The organism is Paenibacillus sp. HWE-109 (assembly GCF_022163125.1).
Classification (GTDB): Bacteria; Bacillota; Bacilli; order Paenibacillales; family NBRC-103111; genus Paenibacillus_E.
The window spans coordinates 3422723-3441246 of sequence record NZ_CP091881.1 but is presented as its reverse complement, the minus strand read 5'-3'; the positions used below and the strand labels follow the sequence as shown (position 1 = coordinate 3441246).

Sequence of the window (18524 nt, the reverse complement as noted above, 5' to 3'; positions counted from 1 at the left end):
TCAACTTATAACGGAATGCCTGGTCAAGGTGCAACAACATCGCAATATTTCAAAGAAGTTCTCGCTTCCACAGATCTACAAGCGAAGCTACCTGGAGGAGTGCTGCTTGCGTCTGGTCAAGGTGTCCTTGCGAAAGGTACAGTTCTTGGTAAAGTAACAGCAACAAGAAAATTCAAAGCCTACGCAACTGGTGCTAGTGATGGTTCGCAAACCTCTGTTTGTATCTTAGATAACGACGCAGATACAACTAGCTCTGATATTGGCGCTTCTGCATGGATTGCCGGCATTTTTGATTCAACAGCTTTAACAGGACTTGATTCAGGGGCAAAGACAGCATTAAAGCTTTGCTACTTCGTTTAGGGGGTTTTACAATTGGCTAACGTACTTGATCCGTATTTTCTTACAGAGATTGTTCAAAACTCCGCACTGATATTAATTCTTTCCGAGGTGCGCAGCTCCTTACAGGTGGCGTAGACATGAAAACAAAGAATCATTGAGATAATCTACATTGACCGTCGCGGCAAGGTATCCCAAAGGAAGATTCATGTTCGGTCTGTGAAGGAAAAATCGATTTCGGCTATGTGCATGAAGACGAACTCATTACGGACATTCTTAATCGATAACATACTCGCTGTACAGCAGATAAGGACGGTGGACAATGGCAAAGAAGCTTGAGGACAACGGATTGTGGGAATAGTCGCGGATGATATTGAATCAACATAAGGAAGCTATTATTGTTCATAGATTTTCTCAGAATCGAATCCCAAATAGAAACTTGGATGAACAGGAGATCGAGAATATTAATATGGCACTTTTGCAATCACAGGTGTACAAGAAAAGTGTTCAGTTAACAATCTATGATGAATTTAATCCGCGATCTATAAATGGTCTGTCACGACACGACAAAGAGATAAGTTTAAGTTTTTGATGGTTGATCCATTTAGTGGGGATGAGGATTACGAGTGGATTGACTTTAATAAAGTTATGAAAGCAGAGTTAAGTAAGGAATGAACAGAGGAAGAAATGATCGATCCTTGACGACACTATTAAAGCTTAATATCCCATTTCCGAAAAACGAGTGTTCGCAAAGGCCGGCTCGTAGTGAAAATCCGCGACCATCGCGCTGGTGAGGCGCTATGTTTCGTCCGCGCCGCGGCGGACTCGTCAGGCGGTTTTATTTTCACAAGCGCTTGGAAATACAAGAGCGTCTACCCGCATTATTTTTTAGCCTCAAACTAAGTCCCATTTAGCCCCAAATGGGTGTATTATTGTGCATGAATTTGCATTGTTGATTTAATAAAAAAAGCCCGAAACCGCCTATATACAAGGGGTTTCGGGCTTTTTTTCACATCAACTTGCGTCTCAGCTCTCTTAACGGCTGTAGAACTCGACGATTTGTTTCTCGTCAATTTCTTGTGGAAGCTCGGAACGTTCTGGTAAACGGATGTACTTGCCTTCTACGCTTGCGTCGTTGAACTCAAGGTATGTTGGCAGGTAGTTACGGTTAGCAAGAGCTTCTTTCACTGCGGAGAGACCTTTGCTTCTTTCGCGAAGCGCGATTACGTCACCAGTAGAAACGATGTAAGAAGCGATGTCTACTTTTTTGCCGTTCACAGTTACGTGACCGTGAGCAACTAATTGACGTGCGCCTGCACGGGAGTTGGAAAGACCAAGACGGTAAACCAAGTTGTCCAAACGGCTTTCAAGCAAGATCATGAAGTTCTCACCAGAAATACCTTTCAATTTGGAAGCTTTGTCGAACAAGTTGCGGAATTGCTTCTCGTTCAAGCCGTACATGTGACGAAGTTTTTGTTTTTCATTTAATTGAACGCCGTAACCGCTCATTTTTTTACGTTGCCCTGGGCCGTGTTGACCTGGAGGGAATGGGCGTTTCATGTCTTTTCCGTTACCGCTCAAGGAAATACCAACGCGGCGGCTTAGTTTGAATTTAGGTCCTGTATAACGTGACATTTAGGAAAAACTCCTTCTTTTTAACAAATAGTTTAGTAGATAGCAGCTAAATGTTAGGGTGAAGACAAGTGCCTGGTTTTGCTTACGAATCATAATGTGATTCCCTGACAAGAGTAGTTCAGCCGCTGTCTTGGCAGGAGCAAAAGCAGTGAGGGTGATCACAAATGGCATTCACCGAAATCATGTTGTTACTCGACTTCTAATTTTATTAAAAACAACGGCAAGTGTCAAGTGTCAATCCTGCGTGACGATTCGAAAAATTCGTGCAATCAGGAAAGAAAAATAGTATGATATATGAGGTAACATTTAGCCTGAATCAATAGGACTATAGTTTGTTAGTGAAGGAGAGCCTATGAGTGAATCGCTTCGTAGTATGAAACAACATAGTCGCGCAGAGCACTTCGAAGAGTTTCTTCGGCAAGGACTTGTTCTTTCTAGCAACTTTTCCTATGGAGAAGCCAGTTCAGGGCAGCTCTTGTTTGATGCTTCTGATTATTGGATTTTTCAATTTGGACAAGCGATGCTGCCCCGTCACACTGCCCTTTTATGGGTAAATGCTGAGCTTTCTGTTATGAATGCTTGCTCGCATGAGACAACTTTTTCTGAAAGCGTTTTGTCCCCTAATGTTTCGTGGAGCTATGCGATTCAGAACGACAATCCATTTGCACGCTGTGCAGTGAATCCCATGCTTCAAGTCATGTCAGGTAATGACATGCAAATGATTGAATTGAAATCAACGCATGCTGCTGCCGTCCCTGTCTATAATTCCCAAGGCAATCTCATTGCCTATATGGGACTATTGTCTCAGACCTATTTATCGACGGAAGAATTAATGCAATTGTTGTATACAGTGGCAATTTCTTATCAAAGCTGTGTTCAAACGGTTGATGATCGCCGCAAGTATGAGCAGTTATTTATGCAGCATCAGCAAAGAGAAATTGAATTTAAGAAGCATGATATTTTATTTGAAGCTTCGAAGAAACTGCACGCTAAGATTGATGTCGACTCTGTGTTGACAGAAGTCATTGATTGTATATATCGTTTTTATCCGAACATTCACGTCGATTTACTCTTATCTCAGGATAATGATTCTAATAACCTATATGTGAAGCCTTTGAATTTCCAAAATGCAGAAGATGATATCCGTACGCGTGCTTTTATGGAAGGGCATGTGATATTCGAGCCTACATCGGAACGCTCAGGGGCGAGTACAGGCAATGTCGCCGCGCCACTATCAGGGAAACAAGGTGTTTACGGGGTGCTGTATATGAAGTCAGAGCATGATTTGATTCATGCTTCTGATCTGCAATTCATCTCTTTGCTCGCAGATACGGCAGGGTCGGCTTTTGAAAATGCCAAACTATACGAGCAATCGAATTTGATGATTAATGAATTGCGACTTATCAATGAGATTACGAAGCAGTTGAATCAAAGTTTGCGGCTTAATGAGATTTTCAATTCGGCTTCAAGTGAGATTTTGAGCATATTCGGTGCTGATTACAGCTGTATTCTTCAGACTGACAAGGATAGTGAGAAGCTAATTGTACAAGCGACCAATCTGCCTGCCATGTTTCATGAGGCGATTTCGCTGAATCAAGGTTTTTCTGGATTGATTTATAATACCAAAGAGCCCATTATTATTTCGGACTATATGATTAATAATAAGATCAGTTCCAAACTTATGCAGTTGACCGATTCACGGTCACTCATTGGCTCGCCCATTCTGGTGAATGGACAAGTCGAAGGGGTTATTTTGGTTGTTCATAGCGATCCTAACTTCTTCTCTTATGATAATTATAAGCTGCTGCAGGTGTTATCAGGTCATATTGGTCTTGCCATGACGAATGCTTCGCTGCACGCTGAAGTTAAGCGAATGGTCATCACGGATAACCTGACTGGACTTTACGTGCGTCATTACTTGGATGAGCAGGCTAATTTGCTGCAGAAGAAGGATTTTTGCGGTTCATTAATCGTCGTTGACATTGATAATTTCAAGCGGGTGAATGATACGCATGGCCATCAAGTTGGGGACAAAATCTTGATTCAAGTGAGCCAAATCATCAAGACCAGCATTCGGGATTCGGATATCGCGGCTAGATGGGGCGGAGAAGAGTTGGCCGTCTATCTGCCGCAAGTTGCGAAGGATCAGACAATTCGTATCGCTGAACGTATTCGTTCACGCGTAATGGACGAGACGAATCCACAAGTAACGGTTTCTTGCGGTGTTTCGGATTGGAATTGGGAGGAAGACAAGATCAGTGTGGAATCGCTGTTCTATCGGGCAGATATGGCGCTCTATCAAGCTAAAAATAACGGTCGCAACCAAATTCAAATCGGTTAGCCATTATATGCAAGCACCTGTCGAAAGAAGTTGGAAACAACCTCTGGAGACAGGTGTTTTTGTTAGAATCGGCACTGGGAAGCCTGTAAAAACAAGTATGGCAAAAAGATACGCCCCGCAGTGCTGAAAGAAATCCAAAAATCTCGAGATTGTGGAAACACGAATTAAGGGTTTAAGTTGTTCGCACGTGATTGGTTCCACGATCTTAAGGTGGTGTCCTATCGGTGCAAGGGGCGTTTCTGCACGATATATTCATATGGAGAAACGGAAGAGTGGAGACGGGGCTTGTCAGGCTTGGGTTGTAGGCCATCCCAGCACGATGGAATGGTTCGATGCGGCGAGATGAGTTGAGAAGAGATGGAATGAGAAGAGAAGAGAAGAAAAGAGAAGAGAAGAGAAGAGAAGAGAAGAGAAGAGATGTAACGGATGAGATGAGAACAAGGTAGCTGTGAACGCGCTTATGTGTTCGACTGGCTGCTGGTTTGGAGGTATAAAAGCTATTTGACAGAATGAGATCCGCTAGCTTAGCTATCGCGCGGAAATAAGGAAACGTCAAGCCGCGATACTAGCAAAATGTGTCAGGATAGCGAGTTTGAGGGAACTACAGTACGCTATAGTTCTGAAAACCGCCATATTCCGCTTCAAAGGGAACTACGGTCCGCTATTCCACCATTTCTAGCTCAGAATCAGCAGGTTCCGCTTAAATAGCGGATCTCAGTTCCCTTTCATGCCACGTTTACCCCAGTTTCCGCCAGTTAGAGGATCATAGTTCCTTTTCGCACGACGCTCTCTGCCCTTGCAAAGCCCGAAGGGAACTAGGATCCGCTAGTTTGTTGAAAAGCGTTATGAAGACGCTCATCTCTTAGGGCGGCAAAGCCGCTTTTCTTATTGACATAAAACAGCTCTAACTGGGAAAACTGTTAATGAATATGCAAAAAATATCTGGATATTTCTCTTCCTTGCCCTACGCTAACATGTTACAATAGTTTGGTCTAAGGGAAGGGATGGTCGAATTTTGTCGGTATTAAATAGAAAGCGCATACTACCAATTTTACTCCTAATCGTTGTGCTCTGTGGCTTGATCTATTTTTTCTTCTATAACCCTATAGGCGTCAAGCTTACACACAGCAACATGCGGCAGCTTTCTGGGCATTTAAGGGATTTGGGTTGGCCTGGTAAAATGATTGGAATGAGCTTGGTTTTTTTTCAAACCTTTTTTCCGTTCATTCCGTTTGTTGTCGTAGCAGGGACGAATGTCGCTATTTTTGGAATCAAGGTAGGATTCCTCGTCAATTATGTGATGTCCTGCTTAGGCGCAATCGCGTCCTTTTATTTCGCCCGTTATTATGGACATGCTTGGGTAGAGAAGAAGTTGGAACGCTTTCCACTTGTCCAGCAGTTTAGCTTGCGGATGGAAAAGCGGGGTTTCTTGTATGTTTTACTAGGGAGATTAATACCGATCTTGCCTTCTTCGGCTATTAATTTCGCTGCGGGCCTTACAAGAATTAAATTTACTCATTTCTTAGCTGGCACTTTACTGGGCAAGCTGCCCATCGTTTTTCTAGAATCGATGATCGCTCATGATTTATTTCATTTTCAAAAATACAAGGGCAGATTGCTCTTGTTGCTAGGAATTCTTGTCGTTTTGATTCTCATTGGAAATGGCGTGAAGAAAGCACTTACAGCGAAGATGAAGTAATGCTTTCTTCTTGGAGAATGCAGGAAATTTTCTAGTTGCGCTTAGTCACCCTTCCAAGTTATCATATAGAAAGCAAGGCGACCAACTCATACGAAATTAATGGAGGAATGCAATATGCCAAGTGCTAATAACGCCGCAATTGTTGAAATTTCACAAACCGCTAATAAATTTAGATCCTCAATTGTTCTTCAATACGATAATAAGTATATCGATGTGAAAAGTATTCTAGGCTTGTTTACGACTTTGCTTAGCTCAAGCAAATACGATTTGCATGTTCACGGACCTGATGAAGCAGAAGCGAAGATCGCTATGGCTGAAGTATTTGCTAAGCATGATCTAGGCGTAAACGTAGTAGCAGATTAAAATGTTGCACAAAGAAGGTACTCTCAGAATCTCTGAGGGTACCTTCTCTTGTATATTGGAGCATTTTCGCTTAATATAGATCATATAAGGACGGATGACTATGCGTATAGGGGGAAGTGGGAATGTCTTCATCTGATCTATTGCTGGACATGAATCAAAAGGCGCTTAATCTTCTTCAAGAAGATGCAGATAAAATCGAGAAGCTGATCGAAGTACAAATGGAGAATTTGACGACTCGTCAATGCCCACTGTATGAGGAAGTTTTAGATACGCAAATGTACGGACTTTCTAGAGAAATTGATTTTGCTATTCGAGCGGGACTTATTTCCGAATTGCCTGGCAAACAAATTCTGAACAAACTAGAACGTAACCTTGCAGAGCTTTATGAAGCGCTAAATAATAAAAAGTAACCCTCTATGGGTTACTTTTTTTATAAGCTTCTTATTTATACAAGGAAGAAAACGACGCCTAGAATAATGTAGACTACGAGAAGCAAGAGTCCTTCATACCAGTTCGTTGAGCCGTCTTGGGTGATCGACTTGGTTATGAAGACGGCGACTCCGATTGCAGCCAGCTCGTAGGTGGTGAAGACGATGTTCATGGGAGTCCCGCCCATAAAGAAGCTGGCAATGATAAGGACCGGGGCAACGAACAGGGCGATCTGCAAAGAACTTCCGATAGCGATTTCTACGGCAGCTCCCATTTTGTTCTTCATTGCCATCATGACAGCGGCGCTATGTTCAGCTGCGTTACCAATGATAGCGATTAAGAAAGCACCTACGAACAGCTCGGATAATCCGAATTTGTGAGTCACTTCTTCCAGTGTTCCGACCAACCATTCACTTGTGAATGCGACCATCACTGTGGCTAGAACGAGAAACATAATAGACATGGATTTGGACCAAGGCGCTTCACCATGTTCAATGGCTTCTTCTGAAAGGATCTCTTTGTGAGTGACCATCGAGAATAAGAGCCAGAGCAAGTATGCCGCTACAAGCAATACAGCCACGATGATACTCATCGATGACGTTTCTTTCGTCGTCAAGCCACCTGCGAAGATAGCCGGGATGAACAACGCGATGACGCCGAGTATCATCAGGGAGGAGTTATGTGAAGCAAGCTTCACGTTAAACGATTGCTCCTTGAACTTTAGTCCGCCTGCGAAAATACTGAGCCCGAGAACGAGAAGCAGGTTTCCGATGATAGAACCGGTTAAACTGGCTTTCACGACCTCAAACATCCCGTCTTTGACCAAAAAGATGGCAATGATTAATTCAGCAGCATTCCCGAAGGTCGCATTCAGAAATCCGCCCATGCGTTCACCTGCATAATGCGCAACACTCTCCGTTGCTTTGCCGAGGAACCCGGCTACGAAGATGATCGCGATCGCTGAAATGACGAATTGCAAGGTTGCGTTTAGATGCATGTAATGAGCAACAGCACTCAGGACGAAAGTGAGAATTAAACCTACATAGAACAATTTTCCTTTCAAAGTGAACCCTCCGACTTTTTCTTTGTATTGGTACTTTTTGACTTCTTTTAATATACCTACTTTGGCTTGCAATGTAAATTCGATTTCTAGAAGAGAGCAGTTCTTGCTTTCATGTTTTGAACTTATTACAATAGATTCATACCAAGATTAGGGAGTGATCCGTATGTCCGAAGACAATCAAACCGGTTTAATTCGTATTTCTGATGATGTAGTATCGACGATCGCAGGCCTTGCGGCTCTGGAGACGGCTGGCATAGCGGGCATGTCTGGGGGCATCTCAGAGGGCCTGGCGAAGCGTTTGAGCGGTAAGAATGTACAAAGAGGCGTCTCTGTAGAGGTAGGGCAAGTAGAGGCAGCCATCGATCTACGTGTTATCGTCAATTACGGTTCCCGAATTCAGGATGTATGCAGGGATCTCCAGGAAAACGTGCGAGAAGCTGTTGAGAACATGACGGGTTTAACCGTCGTGGAAGTCAACGTGAAGGTGGAAGGCGTTGCGTTTAAGGAAGAAGAAGTGGACGACCCTCATCGCGTCAAATAAAAAAAAGACCCAATCGAATGTTTTGGCATCGATTAGGGTCTTTTTTTGGTTGGAGCCGTTTCTTTATGCGTATGTTCACGCGAGATACTAAGTAATATCCCCATGCTAATGAGTGAGACCATCATGGACGAACCCCCAGCGGATATGAAAGGCAAAGTGACACCGGTAAGTGGTATGGCATTCGTGACGCCGCCAATATTAATAAAGCTTTGGAAAGCGAACATAACCATGATACCGACGCCTGTCAGCATGCCGAACATATCGGGACTGCGAACCGCGACAAGAATTCCTCGCCAAATAAAGATAATAAAAACTAGAATAAATAGAGAGCTGCCTATAAAACCCAATTCTTCGCCGATAACGGCAAAAATAAAATCGTTATGAGCTTCAGGTAAATAGTGTAGTTTCTGGATGCCTTGCCCGAATCCTGCCCCCCACAATCCGCCGTGTCCAAAGGCATATAACGATTGAACCACTTGATGTCCGGCACCTTGCGGATCTGAGAAGGGATCCATGTAAGACGTTAAACGGCTGATCCGGTAGTTATCGGTTGCGTTCGCGCCGCCTTTGAGCAAGTAAAGCAACACGCCGATCGTGCCGATAACCGCAAAGCTCGTCCCAAGCAGGAAGATATGCTTCAAATTGGAGCCTCCCACCATGATGACGATGGCAGAGCAAACGAATAATATCATACAGGAACCAAAATCAGGCTGCAGCATAATCAGGAAACAGACGAACCCGACAACGATCAAAGCAGGGAGCAATCCTTTTTTGAAGTTGCGGAACTTCTCATCTTTGTTGCTGATCATGGAAGCCAAGTACATGATGACAATCAGTTTGGCAAACTCCGTGGGCTGGATACCGAATTTACCGAGCGTGTACCAACTGCTGGCGCCATTGGCTTTGGAAGTAAAAATAACGAAGATCAAGGCAAGTACGACAAAGAAAAAAGCAGGGATAACCAGTTTCTTGAGCTTGGAATAGTGGATATTCATGCAGAACAGCATGCCCACGGTACCAATCCCCACTGCAATCAACTGCTTTTTCGTAAAGGCCCATGGATCTCCATAATAGGCACTTGTCATAGAGCTTGCGCTGAACACCATAGCTAATCCGAAACTAACGAGTACAAAGGTTAAAAAGAGCAGCAGAAAATCCGGCGTTCCTCTTCGAGGGGGATTCATGCTGTATCCTCGCCTAGTCTGCCAATAATTGTTGCAGTTGCGCTAGTTTTTGATTGGAGATTTTGAGCACGGAATCAGGCACAGGAGAGTTGTAGTCCAAACCATGCGGGAATGTTTCTCTGCCTATGTAAGCTTCTTCTAAGTAAAGAATCGCATAGGGGGATTCCAATTTTCCGCTTTCTACACGTGCATTCACACGCAAGAAATAGACGGCTTTCGATGCTTTATCTTCCATTTTAAAATCATAAGTAGCACGTGTGTATTCCCACTGCCAACGCACAAAACCTAGTTTAGTCGTTACTTCATCCAGATGAGCCAAGTCGCTTTTTAAGCCTTTTAAGCCAGTTGCTTCAATAATCACTTTTAACGCCTCCATATTGTACGTATGCATTCTTTATTCATGATAGTATGTTTCCCATGGTTCTGCAAGTCGAGAAGTGCTGCTAATTTCTAATATTTGATGGCACTATACAGATGAAACCAGATCTTTAATTTGGTAGAATAGGTGAAAGTGCAAAGCAAATGTGCAAAGCGATAGAAACAAAGGATGGGCGGAGGATTTTCCTTATGAACGATTTTCAAGATGGCTTACAAGCGATTTATGAAGAAATGGTTGCCTGGAGGCGCTACTTGCATCAAAACCCGGAACTTTCGTTCCATGAATATCGGACGGCCGAATTTGTTCAGAACCATTTGCTTAGTTGGAATATTGAAGTGCGCAAAGGCGTTGGCGGCAACGGTGTCGTCGGCTTGTTGCGCGGAAGCGGTGAGGGTCCGACCGTAGCGTTGCGCGCGGATATGGACGCTCTGCCTATTCAAGACGAGAAGAATTGTGCGTATTCTTCCCTTACAAGCGGTGTCATGCATGCCTGTGGACATGATGCTCACACCTCAACTTTGCTTGGTATTGCCAAGATCGCCAGCCAGCATCGGGAGCAACTCAAAGGCAATCTGGTGTTCTTATTCCAGCATGCCGAAGAAATCACGCCTGGAGGCGCTGATTCCATGATCAAAGACGGTGCTCTGGAAGGCGTAGATGCTGTATTTGGTGTTCATCTCTGGACGCCATTCCCCGTTGGTCATATTTACAGTAAGGCAGGTCCTTTGATGGCAGCCCCGGACGAATTCACGATCCAGATCCAAGGGAAGGGCGGTCATGGAGGATTGCCGCATCAAACGATCGACAGCATCTATGTAGCTTCCCAATTGGTTGTGAATCTGCAATCGATTGTCAGCCGTCAAGTCGATCCGATTGAGCCGTGCGTCGTCAGCATTGGTTCCTTCCATGGCGGGTCTAGCTTTAATGTGATTGCAGAAACAAGCACGCTAAGCGGCACGGTTCGTACCTTTAATGCTGAACTTAGGCAAGATGTAAAGCAGCGTTTTGAAAGAATGGTAGCAAGTACATGTGAGATGTACCAAGCGACATATAAACTCGATTATAAATTAGGGTATCCAACCGTAGTGAATGATGATAAGGAGGCTGAACGTTTCTTCAAAGTGGGTCAAGCTCTGTTTGGTGCAGATGCTGTGCATGCGTCCCCCCTTATTATGGCCGGCGAAGACTTCTCCTATTATTTGCACCACCGGCCGGGATGCTATATGTTCGTAGGGGCTGGGAACGAAGCGGCGGGAATCATTCACCCACACCACCATCCCAAATTCGATATTGATGAAAGATCCATGCTGCACGCTGCAAATCTTTTGCTGGGCATGGCCTTGGATTATATGGCATGAATGACGTCTTTTCTTTGGAGAATGCTATGTCTGTACGTTTACTCCAAGGAGGGATTGTGTAATGGCGGCAGGCCGAACAGTGAAAGACATTATGAGTAAAGATTGCGTGACGGTAACACTCCAAGATAATGTATACGAAATTGCGGTTAAAATGAAGCAGCACGATATCGGTTTTGTAGCTGTCGTAGAAGGAAAGAAACTGATTGGTGTTGTCACAGACCGTGACCTTGTTGTGCGGGGTTATGCGGAGAAGAAGTCAGGCTCTACAGCTGTGGAAGAGGTCATTACGACCAATATTGCGACGATTGATCCAAGCATGACCATCGAAGAAGCAGCGAAAATCATGGCGAAGGATCAGATCCGCCGTCTGCCAGTTGTGGAAAATGGCGAACTTGTTGGCGTCGTGGCGATTGGCGACTTAGCCGTACGAGGAAGTTTCGAGGATGAAGCGGGCGAAGCGCTTAGCCGGATTTCATCAGACAAAACATTGGTCGGCAGCAGCAAGTAATCGTTATTTTTTATCTTAGTAAGAGCAGCTCTTTTCTATTTGGAAAGGGCTGTTTTTTTTTTTAGAGGAGGCTGGTGTCGTTGATGATATGTGTGGATGATAGCAGGAAGAAGTTCATTTTGAAGAATACATAAGAAAGATCAACCAATGGTTGACGGTAAGCGCGTACCTTTGCGATGGCCTAACCGCAAGTGTTAGCTTATCGGCTGCATGATTTGCTGGTTGTTATTCAATTGCCGGCAGCCATGTAAGGGGAAAGCATTTTGAACTGATAGAGAGTCCATTTCTGCCATAAGCCCTATGTAACTGTCAAAGTTCGCAATAAGGTAGTCAATCTGCGACAAGATGCAGTCCTGTAAATATGCTACATTGGTAACGTGTTCAATGATTGCGAATCTGACAAGAAAAAGGTGAAGTACAAGATGGACAAAGTAAGAATTGGTATTATTGGTCTGGGCAACATGGGAACTGGACATGCCAAATACTTAGTAAACAATGAAGTAAAAGGCGCTAAGTTAACAGCCATTTGTGAGTTTAGAGCGGACCGTTTGGAATGGGCGAAAGAGAATCTAGGCGAAGACGTCCAATTATTTGACAATCTGGATACTTTTCTTGCTTCGGGAACGATTGATGGTGTCCTTATCGCAACTCCGCATTATGATCACCCGGAAGTGGCTGCCAAAGCATTTCAAGCTGGCCTTCATGTGTTGTGTGAAAAACCGGCAGGTGTTTACACGAAACAGGTTCGCCAAATGAATGAAGCTGCGCAAGCTTCTGGTAAAGTTTTCAGTATGATGTACAATCAACGGACCAATCCCTTATATAAAAAGTTGAAAGACCTGGTTTCCTCGGGAGAACTCGGAGAAATTCGCAGAACCAACTGGATCATTACCAACTGGTACAGATCCCAGAGTTATTACGATTCAGGCGGCTGGCGTGCAACTTGGGCAGGTGAAGGCGGCGGTGTTCTGATCAATCAGGATCCACACCAACTTGACTTGTGGCAATGGACGATCGATATGATGCCTAAGCGTGTTCGTGCGTTCTGCTATTTCGGAAAGCATCGCAATATCGAAGTGGAAGACGATGTAACCGCATTCGTTGAATATGAAAATGGCGCTACTGGCCTATTCGTGACTACAACGGGTGAAGCTCCAGGAACCAATCGTTTCGAATTATCCGGTGATCGCGGTAAAATTGTCATTGAAGACGGGAAATTGACGTTCTGGCGTTTGCGTGTATCCGAGAGAGAGTTCAACGAGACGTTCAAGGGCGGATTTGGTCAACCCGAAGTCTGGAAATGCGAGATTCCGGTTGAAGGCCAAGAAACAGGGCACAAAGGCATTACACAAAACTGGGTAGATGCGATTCTGCACGGCACACCGCTTGTTGCTCCAGGGGAAGAAGGCATTAAAGGTTTGATGCTTTCCAATGCGATGCTGCTATCGACATGGACGGACAACTGGGTTGATCTGCCTATCGACGAAGAACTGTTCGAGCAGCATTTGCAAGATAAAATCAAAAATTCCAAAGTTAATAAAGAAGCTGGATTCAAAACGTTTGACGTATAAGTGGAGGGGTTCGGACATGCAAAAAAGCGATGGAATGAATTACGCACCAAAAGGTAAGCCGAATATTGTCGTACAAAAAGGCGAGTTCGTCTTCGCGGCAATAGCCTTGGATCATGGACATATCTACGGGATGTGCAATGGTTTGCAGGAAGCAGGCGCAGAACTGAAATGGGTGTATGACCGAGATCCAGCTAAAGTACAAGCTTTCGTTGAGAAATATCCACACGTCAAAGTAGCAACATCTGAACAGGAAATCTTCGATGATGCAGAAGTCAAGCTGGTCGCTTCAGCTGCTGTCCCTTCAGAACGGGGAGCGCTTGGCATTCGAGCTATGGAACATGGCAAGGATTATTTTACAGATAAAGCACCGTTCACTACGCTGGATCAGCTTGCTGCCGCCAAAGCGAAGGTCGCAGAAACAGGCCGTAAATTCGCTGTTTATTTCAGTGAGCGTCTACATGTGGAGAGTGCCGTATTTGCGGGTCAGTTGATTGAAGAGGGTGCCATCGGCCGCGTTGTGCAAGTGATTGGTCTTGGACCTCATCGATTGGGTGCAGCAGGTCGTCCGGATTGGTTTTTCAAAAAGGAAAACTACGGCGGTATTCTTTGTGACATCGGTAGTCACCAAATTGAACAGTTCCTGTACTATGCAGGGTGTAAGGATGCTACGATTGCCAGCAGCAAGGTGGCGAACTACCATGCTAAGGATTACCCGGAGCTGGAGGATTTTGGCGACGCGACGTTGATTGGGGACAACGGGGCAACGAATTACTTCCGTGTGGACTGGTTGACACCGAGCGGTTTGGGAACTTGGGGCGACGGTCGTACGGTGATTCTTGGAACCGAAGGGTACATCGAGCTTCGCAAGTATATCGACATCGCTCGCGATCCGCAAGGTGATCAGTTGTACCTTGTCAACCAACAAGGGGAAAAGCACTACAGCCTGCACGGGCAAGTTGGCTTTCCATTCTTTGGCCAGTTGATCTTGGATTGTCTGCATGGGACAGAGCATGCCATGACTCAGGCGCATACCTTTAAAGCAGCAGAGCTTTGTTTGCTTGCTCAAGAGAAAGCGGTTCGTGTGGAGTAGATTAGCACAATTGTGCTTGCAGTTTGGGATTTGGGCAGTTTAGCGGTACGATCGCTAGCTGCCCATTTTGTGTTTTCGGCAGCCTTCACCAACGATTCCTTTTCCGGCGTTCAGTTAATTCATTCATCTATGTTTAAATCAAGTGCTTTCCTTTCATACTAAGGGTAAAAAGGAGGTGGCACGCGATTGTCATGGGATCCTAACCTTCCTCTGATCGTACAGAGTGATTTGTCGATTTTATTGGAAACGCATCACCCTGATTTCGAAGCCGTTAGAGGCGAACTGTCCCGTTTCGCGGATTTGATCAAAAGCCCAGAGCATCTCAACATGTATCGAATCACGCCCTTATCTCTATGGAATGCAGCGGCTGCGGGTATGCCAGTCGATCAAATATCGGCCTGCTTGCAGAAGTATGCGAAGTTTGGCGTTCCGACATCTGTGCTTAGCAGTATCCGCAAATATGCCCAAAGATATGGCCTGCTGCGCATGGAGGATGTCGGAAATGAGCTCTATCTGGTCAGTGATGACACGGTAGTTCTTAAAGAAATATGTGCGTATGAATCTTTGAAAAAATATGTAGAAGATACCCGCGGTGAGCGGGCTATTGCTATTTCTCCTGTTTCCCGGGGGATTCTGAAACAGGAGCTAACGAGACTCGGGTACCCTGTTGAGGATCTGGCCGCCTATCGTCAAGGCGAGTTTCTGCCGATTGCGCTTAGAGATGATGATGAGGCTGAAACCTCTTTTCAGCTGCGGGATTATCAGAAGCAGGCGGTCGATGCGTTTCATCGTATAGATGTCGAAGGAAGCGGTGTGTTGGTATTGCCTTGCGGTGCCGGGAAAACCGTGGTGGGGATAGCGGCCATGGCGAGGTGTAAGTGCGCTACATTAATTCTTACATCCAATGTGACATCTGTGAAGCAGTGGAAACGGGAGATTCTAAGCAAAACAGGACTGGACCAGGATCAGGTTGGGGAATACTCCGGTTCGTCCAAAGAAGTAAAGCCGATTACGATCGCTACGTATCAAATTTTGACTCATCGAGGCAAGAAGGAAGACGAATTTTCACATATGGGGCTGTTCAGTCAGCGAGAATGGGGGCTCATTATTTATGATGAGGTTCATTTGCTGCCTGCTCCGGTATTCCGTGCTACTGCTGAAATTCAGGCAACGCGCAGACTCGGATTAACGGCTACCTTAATTAGGGAAGACGGCCGGGAGGAGGATGTTTTCTCACTCGTGGGTCCTAAGAAATATGACATGGCTTGGAAAGAACTTGAGTCGATGGGCTGGATTGCCAAGGTGACTTGTCAGGAAGTGCGCGTACCGCTTTCAGGCATGGATCGGGATCATTATGGTGCTTCTGGAGCTAGACAGCAGTTCAGGATTGCCGGGGAAAATACGGCCAAGTTGGATGTCATCTCTCATTTGCTCATCCGGCACGCCAATGAACCAACGCTCATTATCGGTCAATATCTCGATCAGTTAGCGCATATTGCTGCTCACACGGGAGCGCCTATGATCAGCGGCAGCATGCCCTATGATAGCAGGGAGGAGCTGTATGAGCAGTTTAAAAAGGGACAATTGCCCCTGCTTATTGTGTCCAAGGTCGCCAATTTTGCCGTGGACCTGCCTGATGCTGCGGTAGCCATTCAAGTATCGGGCAGCTATGGTTCGCGCCAAGAGGAGGCGCAGCGACTTGGTAGGATCCTCCGCCCCAAAAAGGAAGGTGCGGCGAATACGGCTGTCTTCTACTCGTTAATCAGCGAAGACACGAAGGAACAGGATTTTGCCTTGAAGCGGCAGCTTTTTTTGGTCGAGCAAGGGTACGAATACGCGATTACCTATTGGGGTCAAGGAACGAAAGGTCAGGAAGGGATACATACATATCATGAGATATGAACAAATAGAGTTGAAAATGCCCCCAGCCCTAAGGGAACTTATTATGTCTCAGCCATGGTGCGCCTCGTTCAACAGCCAAGACATTGCACTGCCCGAGCTGCTAACGGGCGCAACTTATTTGAACACGTTGGCAGAGCACTTATCTTCGGATGAAAGGCGAACGCTTAGACTGATTATCTCCACATTTGGCTGTGAGCCGTTTACCCGCGAAGCGCTTGAGAAGCAAGCTATTGTTCGGATGGCTGGCGCCCAAGTAGCAGTAGGATTGATTGGTCTGCGCAGGCTTGGTGTAGTTGCCGCTTTTCGCAAAGCGTGGGGGGAGCAGCTTTTTGTGCTCCCGGAAGATGCCTTTGCCGCTTGGCAGCAGTTGCTGTTTCCGGCAGTTCAGCTGCGTGCAAACAGCGAGACGGAGCCTCAAATGGACATTCTTGGGCCTGGTGCAGAACTGGAACAAACGGAACTTGAGGCTCACCCGAGAGGTTTATCGCAGCAGTTGTTTCACTTCTTGGCGGCTTGCAGCCAGCAGGCTGCTCTCCCATTGACGAATAAGGGAACTTTACACAAAAAACAGTTGTTAAAGCTCACGCAGTATGTGAAACTACCGCCGGACATTCTCCGCTCGGCTGGACTGTCTTATGCGTTCAGGGAGATTTATGACGATCGGGCGGCTCTCATGCTGGAGTTGGCTATCCAACTAGGCTGTCTAGCCTCCGATGGAAATCACTATCTATTTCAAAAGGATGCGACTCTCTCCTGGCTGCAAGGTCCCTACGAGCATCAGCAGAAGCGGCTCTATCTGATTTGGCGTCAGTTAATGACGCCTGCTCCGGTTTGGCTGCAGCATACGCTGGCTTTGATGGAAAGAGCCGATTTAAAGCAGTGGTGCGAGATCGATGCGCTTATTCAAGGCGTTAGATCGATTTGTACGCAAAGCGCTCAGATCAAGGATTCGAGTTCACTTCGTGAAGCGATCTTCTCCTTGTGGCTGAATCCGCTTCGCTTGTTTGGTTTTGTTGAGATTGGCTCCGATCAGGATGATGAACTGTGGTTTCGATGGCTGTTGCCGCCGGGCGCAGAAGCTGCCCGGGAAGGCAGCGGCGAAGAGGTTCCACTTAATGGGAGAACGACTGATAAGGTGCCATCGATGTATGTGCAGCCTGATTTTGAGCTGCTGCTTCCGCCGGATGTGCCGCTGCGCACCGAATGGACGATTGCGGCTTTGGCCGAACTTCGCACGACAGAGTTGGTTCGCACGTATCATTTAACGAAGGAAAGTGTGTTCAGAGCCTGGGAATTGGGGATGGATGGCGAAGAGATCGTGCGGATTTTGGAGACATACGCTTATCATGAGGTGCCTGCTCCTATTTCTGTAACTTTGCGGCAATGGGCAGATCAAGTCGGGAAACTGTATCTGGAAGAAGTTACGCTGCTTCGTTGTCGCTCGAGCGACGTAGCTGATGCTCTTATGCGCAACGAGAAATGCGCTTCTTTCCTAGGGCAGAGAATCGGCGAATCTGATTTTATTATAGTCGCTAAGCATTTGCCGCTGCTAACTAAATGCCTGGAGCAAATGGGCTTTACTCCTAAGAGCAGCAGAAAAGATGCCTCGTCTGATGCATCCTTGTCTGAGTCAATTTCCGATTTGCGAACGAACGGTTTGTGTTATTCCAAAGATGTGATTCTGCTGTATGACATGGATGCTCACATTCCTCAGCAAGGTGATGTGTATCCGGACATGCAGGGGATCCCCGCAAGCTGGTTGCAAGAGTTCGGGGCTTATCACAGCTCTACACGCAAGGATATGATTCGCAAAGCGATCGAATGGAAGAGTGTTATTCAGCTTCGCAAAGAAGGGCAGAGCCGCGTTATTATTCCGCGTCATCTGCGGGAAGAACGCACAGGCTGGATCATGGAAGGTCTTGAGGAATATCAGGAGATCGCGCTTACAGGGGAAGATTGGGAAGAAATGAAATTAATTTTACCAGGCATCAACGATGAAGGCGTATACAGATAAACATCGTTCAGGAACGTTGGAGATGGACAAGGGAATTTGATGCAGAGAGAAAAGGAAGAAACTCTTGGGGAACTGTGGTATAGTAGAGTGGTTAGTTACTCTTTGAGAGGA

The 18524-nt window shown here is 45.8% G+C and carries 17 protein-coding genes; 13 read left to right on the top strand and 4 right to left on the bottom strand.

Features of this window, described 5'->3' with window-relative positions; translation table 11 throughout:
* Nucleotides 1-15 precede the first annotated feature (15 nt).
* Nucleotides 16-360: a head decoration protein gene (locus LOZ80_RS14385; RefSeq protein ID WP_238172042.1), complete on the top strand. Its 345-nt coding sequence runs from the start codon at nt 16-18 to the stop codon at nt 358-360.
* A 343-nt stretch (nt 361-703) separates the two neighbouring features.
* Nucleotides 704-928: a YolD-like family protein gene (locus tag LOZ80_RS39500; RefSeq protein WP_443147029.1), complete on the top strand. Its 225-nt coding sequence runs from the start codon at nt 704-706 to the stop codon at nt 926-928.
* Nucleotides 929-1371: 443 nt separating this feature from the next.
* On the opposite strand, the gene rpsD is transcribed toward LOZ80_RS39500, so the two are convergent.
* A complete protein-coding gene (gene rpsD, locus LOZ80_RS14380) occupies nt 1372-1971 on the bottom strand; it encodes a 30S ribosomal protein S4 (RefSeq protein WP_079416295.1) in 600 nt (199 codons plus the stop codon).
* A 352-nt stretch (nt 1972-2323) separates the two neighbouring features.
* Here rpsD and LOZ80_RS14375 point away from each other — a divergent pair, with 352 nt between their 5' ends.
* From LOZ80_RS14375 to LOZ80_RS14360, 4 genes are all read left to right on the top strand, one after another.
* Nucleotides 2324-4312, top strand: coding sequence for a sensor domain-containing diguanylate cyclase (locus LOZ80_RS14375; protein ID WP_238172041.1), 1989 nt, complete (start codon nt 2324-2326; stop codon nt 4310-4312).
* A 1015-nt stretch (nt 4313-5327) separates the two neighbouring features.
* A complete protein-coding gene (locus LOZ80_RS14370; protein ID WP_238172040.1) occupies nt 5328-6011 on the top strand; it encodes a TVP38/TMEM64 family protein in 684 nt (227 codons plus the stop codon).
* A 114-nt stretch (nt 6012-6125) separates the two neighbouring features.
* Nucleotides 6126-6374 (top strand): HPr family phosphocarrier protein, encoded by a 249-nt coding sequence (locus LOZ80_RS14365; protein ID WP_189005913.1) that lies wholly within the window; start codon nt 6126-6128, stop codon nt 6372-6374.
* 122 nt (nt 6375-6496) lie between these two features.
* The gene (locus LOZ80_RS14360; RefSeq protein WP_189005910.1) at nt 6497-6784 is read left to right on the top strand and encodes an Fpa/YlaN family protein; all 288 of its coding nucleotides are present in this window, start codon (nt 6497-6499) and stop codon (nt 6782-6784) included.
* Nucleotides 6785-6819: 35 nt separating this feature from the next.
* Here LOZ80_RS14360 and cax read toward each other — a convergent pair whose 3' ends face one another.
* Nucleotides 6820-7866 (bottom strand): calcium/proton exchanger, encoded by a 1047-nt coding sequence (cax, locus tag LOZ80_RS14355; RefSeq protein WP_238172039.1) that lies wholly within the window; start codon nt 7864-7866, stop codon nt 6820-6822.
* Between the two features lie 163 nt (nt 7867-8029).
* Here cax and LOZ80_RS14350 point away from each other — a divergent pair, with 163 nt between their 5' ends.
* A complete protein-coding gene (locus LOZ80_RS14350) occupies nt 8030-8407 on the top strand; it encodes an Asp23/Gls24 family envelope stress response protein (RefSeq protein WP_189005904.1) in 378 nt (125 codons plus the stop codon).
* A gap of 32 nt (nt 8408-8439) precedes the next feature.
* On the opposite strand, the gene ftsW is transcribed toward LOZ80_RS14350, so the two are convergent.
* Together ftsW and LOZ80_RS14340 are read right to left on the bottom strand one after the other, a co-directional pair.
* Nucleotides 8440-9591, bottom strand: coding sequence for a putative lipid II flippase FtsW (ftsW, locus tag LOZ80_RS14345; RefSeq protein ID WP_238172038.1), 1152 nt, complete (start codon nt 9589-9591; stop codon nt 8440-8442).
* A 13-nt stretch (nt 9592-9604) separates the two neighbouring features.
* Nucleotides 9605-9952 (bottom strand): YugN family protein, encoded by a 348-nt coding sequence (locus tag LOZ80_RS14340; protein ID WP_189005898.1) that lies wholly within the window; start codon nt 9950-9952, stop codon nt 9605-9607.
* Nucleotides 9953-10158: 206 nt separating this feature from the next.
* Between LOZ80_RS14340 and LOZ80_RS14335 the strand changes: the two genes are divergently transcribed.
* The 6 genes from LOZ80_RS14335 to LOZ80_RS14310 all read left to right on the top strand — a co-directional run bounded on the left by LOZ80_RS14335 (nt 10159) and on the right by LOZ80_RS14310 (nt 18413).
* The gene (locus LOZ80_RS14335; protein ID WP_238172037.1) at nt 10159-11328 is read left to right on the top strand and encodes a M20 family metallopeptidase; all 1170 of its coding nucleotides are present in this window, start codon (nt 10159-10161) and stop codon (nt 11326-11328) included.
* Nucleotides 11329-11389: 61 nt separating this feature from the next.
* Entirely contained in the window at nt 11390-11836 is a 447-nt protein-coding gene (locus LOZ80_RS14330) for a CBS domain-containing protein (protein WP_238172036.1), read from the top strand.
* Nucleotides 11837-12258: 422 nt separating this feature from the next.
* Complete coding sequence (locus LOZ80_RS14325; protein WP_238172035.1) at nt 12259-13407, top strand: Gfo/Idh/MocA family protein; 1149 nt, start codon at nt 12259-12261, stop codon at nt 13405-13407.
* A 16-nt stretch (nt 13408-13423) separates the two neighbouring features.
* Nucleotides 13424-14497, top strand: a complete 1074-nt coding sequence (locus LOZ80_RS14320) for a Gfo/Idh/MocA family protein (protein WP_238172034.1) — start codon at nt 13424-13426, stop codon at nt 14495-14497.
* 186 nt (nt 14498-14683) lie between these two features.
* The gene (locus LOZ80_RS14315) at nt 14684-16399 is read left to right on the top strand and encodes a DNA repair helicase XPB (protein WP_238172033.1); all 1716 of its coding nucleotides are present in this window, start codon (nt 14684-14686) and stop codon (nt 16397-16399) included.
* The gene (locus LOZ80_RS14310; protein WP_238172032.1) at nt 16389-18413 is read left to right on the top strand and encodes a helicase-associated domain-containing protein; all 2025 of its coding nucleotides are present in this window, start codon (nt 16389-16391) and stop codon (nt 18411-18413) included. The genes LOZ80_RS14315 and LOZ80_RS14310 overlap by 11 nt, the downstream gene beginning before the upstream one ends.
* The last annotated feature ends 111 nt before the right edge of the window (nt 18414-18524 follow it).

What these genes read in the sequence shown, in the direction of transcription:
- LOZ80_RS14310 (WP_238172032.1), top strand. Translation starts at nt 16,389, where the DNA reads ATGAGATATGAACAAATAGAGTTGAAAATGCCCCCAGCCCTAAGGGAA.
- LOZ80_RS14360 (WP_189005910.1), top strand. Translation starts at nt 6,497, where the DNA reads ATGTCTTCATCTGATCTATTGCTGGACATGAATCAAAAGGCGCTTAAT.
- LOZ80_RS14365 (WP_189005913.1), top strand. Translation starts at nt 6,126, where the DNA reads ATGCCAAGTGCTAATAACGCCGCAATTGTTGAAATTTCACAAACCGCT.
- LOZ80_RS14320 (WP_238172034.1), top strand. Translation starts at nt 13,424, where the DNA reads ATGCAAAAAAGCGATGGAATGAATTACGCACCAAAAGGTAAGCCGAAT.
- LOZ80_RS14375 (WP_238172041.1), top strand. Translation starts at nt 2,324, where the DNA reads ATGAGTGAATCGCTTCGTAGTATGAAACAACATAGTCGCGCAGAGCAC.
- LOZ80_RS14330 (WP_238172036.1), top strand. Translation starts at nt 11,390, where the DNA reads ATGGCGGCAGGCCGAACAGTGAAAGACATTATGAGTAAAGATTGCGTG.
- LOZ80_RS39500 (WP_443147029.1), top strand. Translation starts at nt 704, where the DNA reads ATGATATTGAATCAACATAAGGAAGCTATTATTGTTCATAGATTTTCT.
- LOZ80_RS14385 (WP_238172042.1), top strand. Translation starts at nt 16, where the DNA reads ATGCCTGGTCAAGGTGCAACAACATCGCAATATTTCAAAGAAGTTCTC.
- ftsW (WP_238172038.1), bottom strand. Translation starts at nt 9,591, where the DNA reads ATGAATCCCCCTCGAAGAGGAACGCCGGATTTTCTGCTGCTCTTTTTA.
- LOZ80_RS14350 (WP_189005904.1), top strand. Translation starts at nt 8,030, where the DNA reads ATGTCCGAAGACAATCAAACCGGTTTAATTCGTATTTCTGATGATGTA.
- rpsD (WP_079416295.1), bottom strand. Translation starts at nt 1,971, where the DNA reads ATGTCACGTTATACAGGACCTAAATTCAAACTAAGCCGCCGCGTTGGT.
- LOZ80_RS14335 (WP_238172037.1), top strand. Translation starts at nt 10,159, where the DNA reads ATGAACGATTTTCAAGATGGCTTACAAGCGATTTATGAAGAAATGGTT.
- LOZ80_RS14325 (WP_238172035.1), top strand. Translation starts at nt 12,259, where the DNA reads ATGGACAAAGTAAGAATTGGTATTATTGGTCTGGGCAACATGGGAACT.